The organism is Pseudomonas sp. NPDC087346, from assembly GCF_044744235.1.
Taxonomy (GTDB): domain Bacteria; phylum Pseudomonadota; class Gammaproteobacteria; order Pseudomonadales; family Pseudomonadaceae; genus Aquipseudomonas.
Window position 1 is genome coordinate 84,388 of sequence record NZ_JBIUXX010000014.1, and the last position, 14,459, is coordinate 98,846.

At 59.2% G+C, this 14,459-nt stretch carries 12 protein-coding genes; 5 read left to right on the forward strand and 7 right to left on the reverse strand.

Features of this window, described 5'->3' with window-relative positions; translation table 11 throughout:
• The first annotated feature begins 31 nt into the window (after positions 1-31).
• Complete coding sequence (locus tag ACIOZM_RS11410; protein ID WP_401213419.1) at positions 32-2,977, forward strand: HD domain-containing phosphohydrolase; 2,946 nt, start codon at positions 32-34, stop codon at positions 2,975-2,977.
• Here ACIOZM_RS11410 and ACIOZM_RS11415 read toward each other — a convergent pair whose 3' ends face one another.
• Positions 2,978-3,460, reverse strand: coding sequence for a GAF domain-containing protein (locus ACIOZM_RS11415; protein WP_401213422.1), 483 nt, complete (start codon positions 3,458-3,460; stop codon positions 2,978-2,980).
• Complete coding sequence (locus ACIOZM_RS11420; protein WP_401213425.1) at positions 3,457-4,347, reverse strand: ATP-binding protein; 891 nt, start codon at positions 4,345-4,347, stop codon at positions 3,457-3,459. Before ACIOZM_RS11420 ends, ACIOZM_RS11415 begins: the two co-directional genes overlap by 4 nt.
• Positions 4,348-4,513: 166 nt before the next feature.
• On the opposite strand from ACIOZM_RS11420, the gene ACIOZM_RS11425 reads away from it, so the two are divergent.
• Positions 4,514-6,835: a response regulator gene (locus ACIOZM_RS11425; RefSeq protein ID WP_401213427.1), complete on the forward strand. Its 2,322-nt coding sequence runs from the start codon at positions 4,514-4,516 to the stop codon at positions 6,833-6,835.
• Here the strand turns inward: ACIOZM_RS11425 and ACIOZM_RS11430 are convergent.
• The 3 genes from ACIOZM_RS11430 to msrB form a co-directional block, all read right to left on the reverse strand.
• The gene (locus ACIOZM_RS11430) at positions 6,819-7,280 is read right to left on the reverse strand and encodes a MarR family winged helix-turn-helix transcriptional regulator (protein WP_401213430.1); all 462 of its coding nucleotides are present in this window, start codon (positions 7,278-7,280) and stop codon (positions 6,819-6,821) included. The genes ACIOZM_RS11425 and ACIOZM_RS11430 overlap by 17 nt on opposite strands.
• Positions 7,277-7,762 carry a glutathione peroxidase gene (locus tag ACIOZM_RS11435; RefSeq protein WP_401213432.1) on the reverse strand — a complete coding sequence of 162 codons (486 nt, stop codon included), beginning with the start codon at positions 7,760-7,762 and terminating at the stop codon, positions 7,277-7,279. The genes ACIOZM_RS11430 and ACIOZM_RS11435 overlap by 4 nt, the downstream gene beginning before the upstream one ends.
• Before the next feature lie 123 nt (positions 7,763-7,885).
• On the reverse strand, positions 7,886-8,281 hold the full coding sequence (msrB, locus tag ACIOZM_RS11440; protein WP_401213435.1) for a peptide-methionine (R)-S-oxide reductase MsrB: 396 nt from the start codon (positions 8,279-8,281) through the stop codon (positions 7,886-7,888).
• A 224-nt stretch (positions 8,282-8,505) separates the two neighbouring features.
• Here msrB and ACIOZM_RS11445 point away from each other — a divergent pair, with 224 nt between their 5' ends.
• The gene (locus ACIOZM_RS11445; RefSeq protein ID WP_401213437.1) at positions 8,506-9,717 is read left to right on the forward strand and encodes a pyridoxal phosphate-dependent aminotransferase; all 1,212 of its coding nucleotides are present in this window, start codon (positions 8,506-8,508) and stop codon (positions 9,715-9,717) included.
• Positions 9,718-10,022: 305 nt separating this feature from the next.
• A complete protein-coding gene (gene htpX / locus ACIOZM_RS11450) occupies positions 10,023-10,910 on the forward strand; it encodes a protease HtpX (protein WP_401213439.1) in 888 nt (295 codons plus the stop codon).
• 201 nt (positions 10,911-11,111) lie between these two features.
• Here htpX and ACIOZM_RS11455 read toward each other — a convergent pair whose 3' ends face one another.
• Positions 11,112-11,768, reverse strand: coding sequence for a thiopurine S-methyltransferase (locus tag ACIOZM_RS11455; RefSeq protein WP_401213441.1), 657 nt, complete (start codon positions 11,766-11,768; stop codon positions 11,112-11,114).
• 104 nt (positions 11,769-11,872) lie between these two features.
• Here ACIOZM_RS11455 and ACIOZM_RS11460 point away from each other — a divergent pair, with 104 nt between their 5' ends.
• Complete coding sequence (locus ACIOZM_RS11460; RefSeq protein ID WP_401213444.1) at positions 11,873-12,640, forward strand: DODA-type extradiol aromatic ring-opening family dioxygenase; 768 nt, start codon at positions 11,873-11,875, stop codon at positions 12,638-12,640.
• A gap of 117 nt (positions 12,641-12,757) precedes the next feature.
• Here the strand turns inward: ACIOZM_RS11460 and ACIOZM_RS11465 are convergent, their stop codons facing one another.
• Entirely contained in the window at positions 12,758-14,431 is a 1,674-nt protein-coding gene (locus tag ACIOZM_RS11465) for a DEAD/DEAH box helicase (protein WP_401213498.1), read from the reverse strand.
• Positions 14,432-14,459: the final 28 nt, after the last annotated feature.

Genomic DNA, 14,459 nt, shown 5'->3' on the forward strand with positions numbered 1-14,459 from the left:
GCAGTGTGTTTATCCTCATGGAGATTGAGCAATGCCAAGCCCACTGCGCCCGGATCAACGGCGATTCCCGCTGCATGTGCACATCAGTGTCATGTTCACGTTTCTGCTGTTGCTCACTGGCGTGGTGCTGGGCCTGTTCAATTACCGCCAGACAACTCGCGTCATCCTTTCGAGCAGCGAGAACCTGTTCAATCGCATCGAACAGGATGTACGTCTTGATCTGCATTCGACATACGAGCCGATTCGGCACTTGCTGAGTTTGCTGGCCATCAATCCTGCGAGCGAGTCTGCGAATCTTGAGCAACGTCTGGCGCTGCTCAAGCCGTTCAGTCAGTCGCTCAAGGACAACCCCGATCTCGCTTCGCTGTACCTCGGTTACGCTAACGGCGACTTTTTCATGGTGCGCCCGTTGCGCACCGCCGCACTGAAAAGCCTGTTCAAGGCTCCGGAGGCCGCCGCCTATCAAGTCTGGAGCATCGAGCATGACGCCAGCGGCAAAGCGTCCTCACAGTCGCTGTTCTTCGATCAAGCGCTAAAACCCATCGGCCACCAGGACAATCCCGACGACAGCTACGATCCGCGCAGCCGCTCGTGGTACTCGAACGCCATTGCCCAAGGCGATCAGATCACTACCGAACCCTACGTGTTTTTCTCCACCCACAACGTCGGCACGACCCTGGCGCGGCGCAGCGGCGCGGCAAGCGTGATCGGCGCCGACCTGACTCTGGCCGCGCTCTCCGCGACGTTGACCAAACATGTGGTGACCCCGGCCACTGAAATCGTCCTGTTCGATGCCGAAGGCAATGCCGTGGCCTATCCTGACAGCAGTCGTCTGATCGTTGACGACCGCACCGCACGTCTGGCCAAAGCTGCCGACCTGAGCCCGACCCTGCATGCACTGCTTTCAACGGAACACCAAGGCAAACGGCTTGAGGTCGATGGGCGCCAATGGATCGTCGCCCGCAGCCGCCTGCAAGAAGGCGGGCCGAAAGGCTTGCAGATGGCATTGCTGGTACCGGAAGACGAATTGCTGGTGGATGCCTATCGCATGCGCTGGCAAGGCGCGCTGATCACGCTGGCGACATTGTTACTGTGCCTGCCGCTGGGTTGGTTGATCTCGCGAATTCTGGTCAAACCGCTGCACGCCTTGGTCAGAGAAGCGGATGCCATCCGCAGTTTCGATTTCAACTTTCCGGTCACCCGCCGCTCACCGGTACTGGAAGTCGATCAGCTAAGCCTGTCGATGGCGCGGATGAAAGACACGCTGGCGAGCTTCTTTCGTATCACCGACAGCCTGTGCGCCGAAACCCGTTTCGCCCCGCTGTTGCAGCGCGTGCTATTTGAAACGGTGCACATCGCCCAGGCCCAGGCCGGCCTGATCTATTTGCGCGAAAGCGATGGTGACCGGATGGAGCCTTATGGACTGGTGATCGACGACGTCTCCCAAGCGCTGGAAACCTTCGACATTCAAGGCCACGATCTGCGCGCGGATCAGGGGCCGGAATGGTTCCGGCAATTGGTCGAGGCCGACAATGTGGTGAGCAACCTCGGCTTCGAACAGGCCGGGGATCTGCAAAAAGTCTTGCTCGCGATGACTTCACCACGGGTGCATCTGATCGGTATCCGTTTGCGCAATCGGCATAACGAAACCATCGGCCTGCTGATCCTGCTGATAAACGACAGCGGCGCCGCTCAGGATCTGGAAAAACTGCGCCCCGACCGCATAGCTTTCCTGCAAGCAGTGTCCGGTGCCGCGGCAGTCAGCATCGAGAGCCAGCGTCTGCAAGCGAAGCAGAAACAACTGCTCGACGCCTTCATTCAATTGCTCGCGGGTGCCATCGACGCAAAAAGTCCTTACACAGGTGGCCACTGCCAACGCGTACCGGAGCTGACCATGATGCTGGCGCACGCCGCTGCCGCCAGTCAGGCACCGGCCTTTGCCGCCTACCAACCAGGCGAAGACGATTGGGAAGCCTTGCACATCGCGGCCTGGCTGCACGACTGCGGCAAAGTCACCACGCCGGAGTACGTGGTCGATAAAGCCACCAAACTGGAAACCCTCAACGACCGCATCCACGAAATCCGCACCCGTTTCGAAGTGCTCAAGCGCGATGCGTGGGTCAGCTATTGGCAGGCACTGGCGCTGGGCGGCGACAACACGCAACTGAGCGAACTGCGCAACGCCACCCTTGCCGGTCTGGATGATGATTTCGCCTTCGTTGCCCGCTGTAATCTGGGCGGGGAAGCCATGGCCGAAGCCGATCGGCAACGACTCAACGAACTTGCGCAACGCACCTGGACGCGCACGCTGGATGACCGCCTCGGGGTGTCATGGGAAGAAAATCGGCGACAGGCACGAACGCCAGCATCGCAGTTGCCGGTCAGCGAGCCATTGCTGGCAGACAAACCCGAGCATCTGTTCGAGCGCGGGGAAAGCGAGTTGATCCCTGAGGACAATCCATGGGGGTTCAAGCTTGACGCCCCGCAATACAAATACAACCGCGGCGAGCTGTACAACCTGAGCATTGCGCGCGGCACGCTGACTCGGGAAGAGCGCTACATCATCAACCATCACATGGTGCAGACGATTCTGATGCTCAGCCACCTGCCCTTCCCCGGACACCTGAACAACATCGCGGAAATCGCCGGCGGTCATCACGAAAAAATGGACGGCACCGGTTACCCGAAACGCCTGAAGCGCGAAGAGATGAGCCTGCCGGCACGGATGATGGCGATTGCCGATATTTTCGAAGCGCTGACCGCAGCGGACAGGCCTTACAAGAAAGCCAAGACCCTGAGTGAGGCGCTGGGCATCATGGCGACGATGTGCCGCGATGCCCATATCGATGCGCAATTGTTCGGTCTGTTCATCAACGATGGCGTGTACATGCAATACGCCACGCGCTTTCTCGAGCCCGCGCAAATCGACGCGGTAGATCCGGCCAGCCTGTTACGCAAGGCCGGTCTGGCCGCTTGATCAGCAGTCGGTCAGGCGCAGGAAGATCGCCGCCAACTGCTCGATTCCGGCCTGATCCTGCGCGCCGAAACGCGCCAGTTTCGGGCTGTCGAGGTCGAGAACGCCGATCAGGCGACCATCCTTGACCAACGGCACGACCAGTTCACTGTTCGATGCGCTGTCACAAGCGATGTGGCCGGGGAACGCATGAACGTCTTCGACCCGCTGAGTCTGCAAAGTAGCTGCCGCCGCGCCACAGACGCCGCGCCCGAATGGAATACGCACACAGGCGATCTGGCCCTGAAACGGGCCGAGCACCAGTTCTTCGTTGCGGTTGAGGTAGAAACCGGCCCAGTTCAAATCATCGAGCTGGTTAAACAGAAACGCCGAAAACTGTGCGGCGTTGGCGATGAAGTCGCGCTCGTCCGCCAACAGCGATTCCAGTTGCGCGGCCAACATGCCATAGCCTTCGAGGCCCTGGCCGCTCTGTTGCAAATCAATCATGCCTTGTGCTCCAACAATTTCAGTCCCACCCAGTAACGGGCGAATTGGTACGCGCAACGTCCGTTGCGATTGCCGCGACCGGTTGCCCAGCGCACGGCAAGGATGTCCAGCTGTTCATCGCGCTGCCAGCTCAGGTTGGCCTTGGCGGCCAACTGGCCGATCCAGTGCTCGACGACATTGAGGAAGTGTTCCTGGGTGAACGGGTAGAACGACAGCCACAGGCCAAAACGATCGGACAGCGCGATCTTGTCTTCCACTGCTTCGCTTGGGTGCAGTTCGCCATCGACGCGTTTCCAGTTCTCGTTGTCGCTTTCCTTCTCCGGCACCAGGTGGCGGCGGTTGGAAGTGGCGTACAACAAGACGTTGTCCGGGGCTTGTTCGAGCGAGCCATCGAGCACACTTTTCAGCACGCGATAGTCGCCTTCACCGGACTCGAAGGACAGGTCATCACAGAACAGTACGAAGCGTTGCGGCAGCTTGCCGATCTGTTCGACCACTCGCGGCAGGTCAGCCAGATGGTCGCGCTCGATCTCGATCAGACGCAGACCGGCGCCGGCGTGTTCGGCCAGCAGTGCCCGTACCAACGAAGATTTACCGGTACCACGCGAACCCCAGAGCAAGGCGTGATTGGCCGGCATGCCGTCGAGGAATTGCCGGGTGTTGCGACCCAGTTGCTCCAGTTGCCGGTCAACACCAATCAGGTCGGACAGGCGCATGTCGAGGCTGACTTCCAGCGGCAGCAGATAACCGCTGCGCCCGTCGCGCTGCCAGCGTGCGGCCAGACAAGTGTTCCAGTCGATCACCGGCCGAGTGGCCGGCAACAGCGGTTCGATCCGTGCCAGAACCGACTCGGCACGTTCAAGAAAAGCATTCAATCGGGAATCCACGTCTTCTCCTCGGGCACGTTCACAGTGATGATGGCGATCCTGCGACAATGCACAGATCCAGTTTTCCGCTCCAAGCCTTGTTACAAGGCGATTCGGGAACCTCGGCATCCATACATGATCGACTATGCTTGAGCAGCGAAGGGAAACGGAAGTGGTTCAACACCCCATGGATATCAAATTCACCCACCGGCTGTCTTACAAACAGGCCCGGCTTACCGTGCTGGTCGGGTTCATATTGGGCACGCTGCTCAGCCTGCTGCAAATCGGCATCGATTATGCCAGCGAAGACGCCTCTATCAACCGTGAAATCCTGTCTTTACTGGAAATCAGCCACAATCCGGCGTCCCGTATTGCTTACAACATCGACGCCGAACTGGCTCAGGAACTCACGCTGGGACTGCTGCGTTCGCCGGCAATCATTTCCGCGCAACTGACCGACAACAACGACAACGTACTCGCCAGCGTCAAACGACCTGGGCTGCAAAGCGGTTATCGGGTGATCAGTGACTTCCTGTTCGGCGCAAAACGCGAGTTCAACGACCGTCTGTACCTCGATCATTTACCGACCGAATCTTTGGGTGTGCTGAAACTGGAAGTTGATACTTACGCGTTCGGCAGTCGCTTTCTGCGACGGGCCGAAGTCACCCTGCTCAATGGGTTTGCCCGCAGCCTGATCCTCACCGGCATTCTGCTCGCGCTGTTTTACGTGATGCTGACCAAACCGCTGGTGCGGGTCATACGCGAACTCAGCGGACGCGACCCGCGCAGCGCCGAGGCCACAACCCTGGAATGCCCGGCAGGGCACGCCAACGACGAGATCGGCGTGCTGGTCAAGGTCGCCAACCAGCAATTCGAAAACATCGCCACGGAAATCCAGCAACGGCGTAACGCCGAAAATCGCCTGACCGATTACCTCGGGCAACTGGAACACATCGTCTCGGCACGTACTGCCGAACTGAAGGCGATCAACGCCCGCCTCAGCCAGTCGAACGAGGAGCTTGAGGTCGCCCGCAGCACAGCTTTGGACATGGCCGAAGCGCGCTCGGTGTTCCTCGCCAACATGAGTCACGAGATCCGCACGCCGCTCAACGGCCTGCTGGGCATGATAGCCCTGTCGCTCGACGGGCCGTTGAATGCCGAACAGCAGCAACAACTGTCCATTGCGCATGACTCGGGCAAGGTTCTGGTCGAGTTGCTCAACGACATTCTCGATCTGTCGAAATTCGATGCCGGGCAACTGGAACTCGAACACATCCCGTTCGATCTCGGCTCGCTGATCGAAGACACCGCCAACCTGCTGTCGCAGAACGCCGCACCAAGTGTCGAATTGACCTGCCTGATCGACCCGCAATTCCCCGCTCTGGTGCTGGGTGACCCGACGCGGGTACGGCAGATCGTCAGCAACCTGTTGTCCAATGCGCTGAAGTTCACCCGTTTCGGCCGGGTCGATGTGCGCCTGTCGGCGTACAAGGACGGCGTACGCATCGAGGTCTGTGACACCGGTATCGGCATTGCCCAGGAAGCGCAGGTAAAAATCTTCCAGCCGTTCACTCAAGCCGGCGCCGGTATTACCCGCCAATATGGCGGCACCGGCCTTGGCCTGGCGCTGACTTATAACCTCTGCGAAGCCATGCAAGGGCGGCTGACCATCAGTTCCGAGGCGGGTTTCGGCAGTCAGTTCTGCGCCGAACTGCCGCTGCCTTGCCACACCCGTGCGGTGGTTCCCGCCCCGCTGCACGGCAAAGTGCTGGCGATCACCGCCGCCAGCAGCGGCCTGGCCGAACTGCTCAAGACCTTGCTGCCGGGCTGGGGTATTGAATATGAACAGCGCTCGATGGACGACCCGTTACTCGGCCTGTCTCCGGACGTGCTGATAACCGACTGCCCGGAATGCCTGTTCGCCCTGCGCCCGACCCTCAGCGTGCCGATTCTGGTGGTCACCGCTTACGGCAGCTTCATGCCCAGCGAGGAAGCCGCCGCACTTGCGCCTCTGCAACAACAGGCTCGGCCGCTGGCGCGTAATGCGCTGTATCAGTCCCTGCGGCGAGTCCTGCAAGCAGAGACCACCAACATCAACGACGCGCGTCTCGAATCACTGCCAGGCAGACGTCGCGGGCGAGTGCTGCTGGTCGAGGACAATCCGGTCAACCAACTGGTGGCCAAAGGCATGCTCGGCAAACTCGGTTGTGAAGTGGTGGTAGCGGCGCACGGCGCAGAGGCGCTCGATCAACTGGAGCACGACGCCTTCGATCTGGTGCTGATGGATTGCAACATGCCTGTCATGGATGGCTACGAAGCGAGCCGGCAGATTCGCCAGAGCGGACGCTGGCCGAACCTGCCGATCGTCGCGCTGACCGCCAACGCCATGTCCGAAGAGCGCGAACGTTGCCGTGCGGCGGGTATGAGCGATTACCTGGCCAAACCGTTTCGCCGCGAAGAACTCGCGGCGTTGCTGGACCTGTGGATACCGACTACGACGCAGCTCTGATTTGCCCGAGCAAATGATCGAGGCCGTTACGCAACTCACTCAAGCGATCCAGATCGACACCACTGTCGCACAGCAAACGGGCCTTGATCGGCCCGACCTGCTCGCGCAACGCCAGCCCTTCAGGCGTCAGACTCAGATGCACTTCACGTTCATCGCGTGCCGAGCGACGACGTAGCACCAATTGCAACTGCTCAAGACGCTTGAGCAGTGGCGTCAGCGTGCCGGAGTCCAACAGCAGACGCTCACCCAAGGCTTTGACCGTGGGCTGCTCAGGCGCAGTTTCCTGCCATTCCCACAACACCAGCATCGCCAGGTATTGCGGGTACGTCAGGCCAAGCTGATCGAGCATCGGCTTGTAGGCGCGAATCACCTCCCGGGACGCGGCGTACAGCTTGAAGCACAACTGACTGTCGAGCTTCAGCGAATCAACGGGCAGGTCGTTCATTTCAACAGGGCTTCAATCTCGCGGCTCAGATCCTGCGGCTTGGTGGCCGGCGCGAAGCGTTTGACCAACTGGCCGTCCTTGCCAATCAGGAATTTGGTGAAGTTCCATTTGATGCCCTGAGAACCGAGCAGGCCCGGCGCGCGCTTCTTCAATTGCACGAACAGCGGATGGGCGCCGGTGCCATTGACTTCAATCTTCTTGAACAGCGGGAAACTCACACCGAAATTCAGCTCACAGAACTCGCTGATCGCCCCTTCGTTGCCCGGCTCCTGCTTGCCGAACTGATTGCACGGAAACCCCAGCACCACCAGGCCCTGATCCTTGTAGGTCTGCCACAACTCTTCCAGACCTTTGTACTGCGGGGTGAAACCACACTTGCTGGCAGTGTTGACCACCAGCACTGCTTTACCGGCGAAATCGGCCAGGGTCTTTTGTTCACCCTTGATGGTGGTGCACGGGATGTCCAGCAGGTTGTCGCTCATGTGTGCGCACTCGGAAATGACGAAGAAGGAACAAACATAGCGAGCAATTGAATTGTATGCAATTTAATAAATCAATAAAAAACCTGTTGGAACCGCCACTGGCTGCTCCAACAGGTCATGCGATTACTCGCGGGGAACCAGATCCAGGCACACCGAGTTGATGCAATAACGCAGGCCAGTCGGCGGCGGGCCGTCCGGGAACACATGGCCCAGGTGCGCATCGCAACGGGCACATTTCACTTCGGTGCGGATCATACCGTGAGTGGTGTCACGGATTTCCGTCATCGCACTCTCGCCAATCGGCGCGTAGAAGCTCGGCCAGCCGCATCCGGAGTCGAATTTGGTCTGGGAGTCAAACAGCGCCTCGTTGCAGCAGACGCAGTGATAAACGCCATCGGTTTTAGTGGCGTTGTACTTGCCGGAGAACGGTCGCTCGGTAGCACTGAGGCGGCAGACCTCGTACTGCTGCGGGTCGAGCATGGCTTTCCATTCTTCCAGGGTTTTTTCCAACTTTTCCATCATCACACCTCAGCGGCTGAAAAAGCCCGATCTGTACCTTTTCCACGGATCGGGTGGCACGTATGATTGCGCCTCGTCACACGCCAGTCTGGCAGTCAGACCGGGCGCATTCAAACGGATTCTTGGCGCCACGGCGCAAGACGTCCGCCTGTGCGAAGACGCAGGAATCCCAGTACGGTTGTCCATCCGCCGTCTGGATCGTTCATTTTCGGGATCACATCGCCATGCAGTTCAGCAAATCGAACAAGCTCGCCAACGTCTGCTACGACATTCGCGGCCCGGTGCTCAAGCACGCCAAACGTCTGGAAGAGGAAGGCCAACGCATCCTCAAGCTGAACATCGGCAACCCGGCGCCCTTTGGTTTCGAAGCGCCGGACGAAATCCTTCAGGATGTGATCCGCAACCTGCCGACTGCGCAGGGCTACAGCGACTCCAAAGGCCTGTTCAGTGCGCGCAAGGCCGTGATGCAGTATTACCAGCAGAAGCAGGTCGAAGGCGTCGGCATCGAAGATATCTACCTCGGCAACGGTGTGTCCGAGCTGATAGTGATGTCGTTGCAGGCCCTGCTCAACAACGGTGACGAAGTGCTGGTGCCAGCGCCGGACTATCCGCTGTGGACTGCCGCCGTCAGCCTGGCCGGCGGTAATCCGGTGCACTACCTGTGCGACGAAGGTGCCGACTGGTTCCCGGATCTGGCTGACATCAAGGCCAAGATCACCCCGAACACCAAGGCTCTGGTGATCATCAACCCGAATAACCCGACTGGCGCGGTGTATTCGAAGGAAGTCCTGCTGGGCATGCTCGAACTCGCGCGCAAGCACAATCTGGTGGTGTTCTCCGACGAAATCTACGACAAGATCCTCTACGACGACGCCGTGCACATCTGCACCGCATCGCTGGCCCCGGATCTGCTGTGCCTGACCTTCAACGGCCTGTCGAAGTCCTACCGCGTAGCCGGTTTCCGCTCCGGCTGGATCGCGATCTCCGGGCCGAAGCACAATGCCCAGAGCTACATCGAAGGCATCGACATGCTCGCCAACATGCGCCTGTGTGCCAACGTGCCGAGCCAGCATGCGATCCAGACCGCATTGGGTGGCTATCAGAGCATCAACGATCTGGTTCTGCCCCAAGGTCGCCTGCTGGAACAGCGCAACCGCACCTGGGAATTGCTCAACGACATCCCGGGCGTCAGCTGCGTGAAGCCGATGGGCGCGTTGTATGCGTTCCCGCGCATCGATCCGAAGGTCTGTCCGATCCACAACGACGAAAAGTTCGTGCTCGATCTGCTGCTGTCCGAGAAGCTGTTGGTGGTCCAGGGCACCGCGTTCAACTGGCCATGGCCAGACCACTTCCGCGTCGTCACCCTGCCCCGTGTCGATGAACTGGACATGGCCATCGGACGCATCGGCAACTTCCTCAAAACCTACCGCCAGTAACCGGCCATCAGTGCGCAACGGCCCAAAACGTTGCGCACTGTCTGATTCAGCAACACTTCTGCATCACCAGCCCCCCAGCGCCTTCTACACTTGCGATTCAATCAGATCATCCGCACCTGACGTAACGGCGGCGGGTGATGGCTGTCTGTCGTCTGTTGCAGTTTCGGCCGGGGGAACAGGCGCAAATACCGAGGAATCTGCTGTAGGACACAGTTTGAAATAGTCACTCAGTTGAATAGCCCGGTGCAGCACCTTATATACCCCGCAGTACGCTACATCTTTAGCTTGAGGAGATTTCTACAACCATGATGCGCATCCTGCTGTTTTTGGCCACTAACCTGGCGGTCGTGCTGATAGCCAGCATCACCCTGAGCCTGTTCGGCTTCAACGGGTTCATGGCGGCCAACGGGGTTGATCTCAACCTTAGTCAGCTGCTGGTTTTCTGTGCGGTCTTTGGTTTCGCCGGTTCGCTGTTCTCGCTGTTCATCTCCAAGTGGATGGCGAAGATGAGCACCAGCACCCAGATCATCAGCCAGCCACGTACCCGGCATGAGCAATGGCTGCTGCAAACCGTCGAGCAACTCTCCCGCGAAGCCGGGATCAAGATGCCCGAAGTCGGTATTTTCCCGGCCTACGAGGCAAACGCCTTTGCCACCGGCTGGAACAAGAACGACGCACTGGTCGCGGTCAGCCAGGGTTTGCTGGAGCGTTTCTCGCCGGATGAAGTGAAGGCGGTTCTTGCCCACGAAATCGGCCACGTTGCCAACGGTGACATGGTTACCCTGGCACTGATCCAGGGCGTAGTGAACACCTTCGTGATGTTCTTTGCGCGGATCATCGGCAATTTTGTCGACAAAGTGATCTTCAAGAACGAAGAAGGCCAGGGCATCGCTTACTACGTGGCGACCATCTTCGCCGAACTGGTGCTGGGCATCCTCGCCAGCTCGATCGTCATGTGGTTCTCGCGCAAACGCGAATTCCGTGCAGACGAAGCCGGTGCTCGCCTGGCCGGCACCGCCGCGATGATCGGCGCACTGCAACGCTTGCGCGCCGAACAGGGCCTGCCGGTGCATATGCCGGACACCCTGAACGCCTTCGGTATCAACGGCGGCATCAAACAAGGGTTCGCTCGCATGTTCATGAGCCACCCGCCGCTGGAAGAGCGTATTGACGCTTTGCGTCGTCGCGGTTGATCCGTCCGATGCAGTAAACAAAAGGCCCGCAGTGATGCGGGCCTTTTTTTGTTTGCTTGATTTATGGGGTGATCTTGCTGGGCCCATCGCTGGCAAGCCAGCTCCCACAGGGTTTCGGGATGTTCTTTCAATCTCCAGCACACCCTAAATCCCTGTGGGAGCTGGCCTGCCAGCGATGAGGCCTGCATTGCCAGCAAAATTCTACCGGCCAGAAACCCGATAAACCCGCTCTTCCAGCCGCGTCACGCCCGCCTGCAAGAACTTCCAGCTCTCGCCCAACACATCCTGCTCTTCGAGCATCTGCACCTGCCAGGCGCTGCTCAGCAGTTGCTTAACATCCCCATCACCCACCGCAAACGGCGGCCCCGGCATCTGCGTCTGATAGTAATCCAGGGTAATCAGCAGACCGCAAAAATCCGTCGGCAGGATTTTTTGCAGGTGCGCGGCATAACGCTCGCGCATCGGCGGTGGCAAGGCGATCAGCGCCGCGCGGTCGTACAACGCCGCACAATCGGCAACATCGGCTGCCGTCAGCGCAAAGAAATCCCCTACCCATAACTCGATCGAGCCGGCGCGATACACCTTGAACGCGCCCTCCTCGATGATTTGCGGCTCCAGTTGCTGCTCGCGAAAGAAATCTTCCACAGCCTGCTCCGACAACTCGACGCCCAGCACCTCATGCCCTTGCTGCGCCAGCCAGCGCAAATCCACACTCTTGCCACACAACGGCACCAGCACACGGGTCTGCGCAGCAAGCGCCAGAGATGCCCAATGCCGCTGCAGATAAGGGTTCACCTCTGGCAGATGGAAGCCGATCTGGTTCGAAGCCCACTTCTTGTGCCAAAACTCGGGCTGCATGTCTAACTCCCAAAAATTCGATTAAAAAGCGCTAAAACTTATATTAGATTTAGATCAATGATCTGCCTGAAGATGAGCTCATCTTACCGCTCAGGAGCCCTTCCATGTTTCCCAGCCTGTATATCTCTCATGGCTCACCGATGCTGGCGCTGGAACCCGGGGCCAGTGGTCCGGCCCTTACGCGACTGGCTGCCGAGCTGCCGCGGCCAAAAGCCATCGTGATTGTGTCCGCACACTGGGAAAGCCAGGAGCTGCTGGTCAGCAGCAACCCGCAACCAGAAACCTGGCACGACTTCGGCGGTTTCCCCCGGGCACTGTTTGAAGTGCAGTATCCGGCACCGGGAGATCCGCAACTGGCCAATGAAGTCGCGGCCTTGTTGACTGCCAACAATCTACCTGCGCGCCTTGATCCGCAACGCCCGTTTGATCATGGCGTCTGGGTGCCGCTGTCGTTGATGTACCCGCAGGCCGATATTCCGGTGGTGCAGGTTTCGTTGCCCAGCCGTGCCGGCCCGGCGCTGCAAACCCGAGTCGGGAAAGCGCTGGCGGGCCTGCGTGAGCAGGGAGTTCTATTGATTGGCTCCGGCAGCATCACCCACAACCTGCGTGAACTGGACTGGCATGCTGGCCCGGAAAGTGTCGAGCCGTGGGCCAGAGAGTTCCGTGACTGGATGATCGACAAGCTCGCCACCAACGATGAAGCGGCGCTGCATGACTACCGCCAGCAGGCTCCGAGCGCAGTGCGCAGCCATCCGAGTGATGAGCATTTGTTACCGCTGTATTTTGCGCGGGGTGCCGGGGGCGAGTTCAGTGTTGCGCATCAGGGTTTCACCATGGGCGCGCTGGGTATGGATATCTATCGCTTCGGCTGATGCAATCGCTAGCAGGCTAGCTCCCACAGGGTTCTGCATGACCCTGAATAGCAGGCAAAAAAAATCCCCGAACCAGTCGGGGATTTTTTATGTTCGATCAATCAGCCCAAGGGCGGATCAATCTTCGCGATAGCGACGCAGCTTCAACTGCTTGCCAGCAACGCGAGTGTCCTTCAGTTTGGTCAGGAGTTTGTCCAGACCATCTTCCGGCAGCTCAACGAGGCTGAAGCTGTCACGCACCTGGATGCGACCGATCGCTTCACGGGCCAGACCACCTTCATTGAGGATGGCGCCCAGCAGGTTTTTTGCAGCGATACCGTCACGCGCACCCAGCGCGGTACGGCAACGTGCACGGCCTTCGCCCAAAGGCATTGGCGCGCGACGCTCGCGGTCACCACGATCAGGACGGTCACCGGTACGCTCTGGACGATCGCCACGCGGTGCATTGTTCGGCACCAGTGGACGTTCTTTCTCGATAGCGGCCAGTGTCAGCGCTTGACCGTTGGTAGCCTTGCGCAGCAGAGCTGCAGCCAGGGCACGCGGGGTGCAACCGATATCAGCGGTCAGACGATCCAGCAGATCACCGTGAGTCGACTCGGCATCAGCAACCAGCGGCGACAGGCTGTTGGTCAGTTTCTTGATGCGGGCATCGAGAACAGCCTGAGCGTCCGGCAGACGTACTTCGGCAACTTTCTGACCGGTTACACGCTCGATCACTTGCAGCATGCGGCGCTCACGAGGAGTTACCAGCAGCAGTGCACGACCTTCGCGACCAGCACGGCCGGTACGGCCGATACGGTGAACGTAGGACTCAGGATCGTAAGGCATGTCCACGTTGAATACGTGGGTGATACGCGGTACGTCGAGACCACGAGCAGCAACGTCGGTCGCTACAACGATGTCCAGACGGCCATCTTTCAGCGACTCGATGACGCGCTCACGCTGGTTCTGGGCGATGTCACCGTTCAGCGCAGCGGCTTTGTAGCCTTTTGCGTCGAGGGCGCTTGCCAGATCCAGGGTCGCTTGCTTGGTTCGTACGAACATGATCAGAGCGTCGAAATCTTCCACTTCCAGCAAGCTGAGAACGGCCGAAGTCTTCTGGTCAGCGTGAACCAACAGGTGAGCCTGTTCGATCGCGGTAACGGTCTGAGTCTTGGTCTGGATCTTCACGTGTTGCGGATCGCGCAGATGGCGTTCGGCAATGGCACGGATCGACTGCGGCAGGGTAGCCGAGAACAAAACAGTCTGACGGGTTGCAGGGAGGGCCTTGAAGATAACTTCCAGGTCGTCCATGAAGCCCAGTTTGAGCATTTCGTCCGCTTCGTCGAGAACCAGGTGGTTCACGGTCGACAGGACTTTTTCGTCACGACGCAGGTGGTCGCACAGACGGCCCGGAGTGGCGACAACGATCTGTGCGCCATTACGGATTGCTTTCAGTTGCGGGCCCATAGGCGCGCCGCCGTAAACGGCCACAACAGTAACGCCTGGCATTTGCTTGGCGTAGGTTTCGAAAGCGGTTGCTACTTGCAGCGCCAACTCACGGGTTGGCGCCAGGATCAGGGCTTGCGGTTCGCGCTTAGCAGGATCGATGCGGTGCAGGATCGGCAGGGCGAACGCAGCGGTTTTACCCGTACCGGTTTGCGCCTGACCGATCATGTCCTGGCCGGCCATGATGATCGGGATCGATTGCTGCTGAATAGCCGAAGGCTCTTCGTAGCCAGTCGCTGCGACGGCTGCAAGAATATTCGGATTAAGATTAAAAGCGGCGAAGCCGCCGGTTTCCTGGGTCATGGGTCTGCCTCTAAGTGCATCCGCAAAG